At 52.0% G+C, this 540-nt stretch carries 1 protein-coding gene; it reads right to left on the bottom strand.

The annotated features are described in order from the left end of the window. A partial coding sequence (locus AC0IYU_RS34795; RefSeq protein WP_472126952.1) for a GntR family transcriptional regulator occupies nt 1–108 on the bottom strand: 108 nt, incomplete at its 3' end. Between the last annotated feature and the right edge of the window lie 432 nt (nt 109–540).

Here is a 540-nt window from a genome sequence, read left to right as displayed (position 1 = left end):
CATTTGCGACTTCAGTTCGCGTACGGAGGGAAGGCGATCGTTCGCTTTCAGGCTACCCGCGCGAATGCGCTGAGCGATGTTGTCGGCAAGCTTCTCGTAGCGGTTCATGGGCACCTCCTTCTGATACGGTCGTTCGGGAATGCTCCCAAGATTGTCATATCAGACGTTGGCGTGCCCCGGAGCGACTATCGGCCTCTCCGCATCTGATACGAAAATTTTCAGCCGATCTGGTTCTGTACGTATCAGCCTGGAAGATGAACACTCGACAGCACGATAAGAGTGCTTCTGTGGTGCCGGCAGACGGCTCCGTCTTGCGACCTAGGTCTTGCGTGCATTTTGACGCGCCCCGCGCACGACCATTTAGTCACCACAACTGTTTTGTTCGATTGGTTCTCCATTTCTTATCGGGCTATTGAACTACTCGCCGCCCTCGGGCAATTCGCCGTCTGTCACGATTTAATATTCTTTAAATCATGAATTCAATCCCTATCTCTTTTGTTATTTTCAAGGTCCTCGTGCTCAGCGTCGGCATGTATTTGG

The organism is Variovorax sp. AC103 (assembly GCF_979254005.1).
Note: the sequence above shows the minus strand (reverse complement) of the source record. Positions and strands in the feature narration are given on the sequence as shown.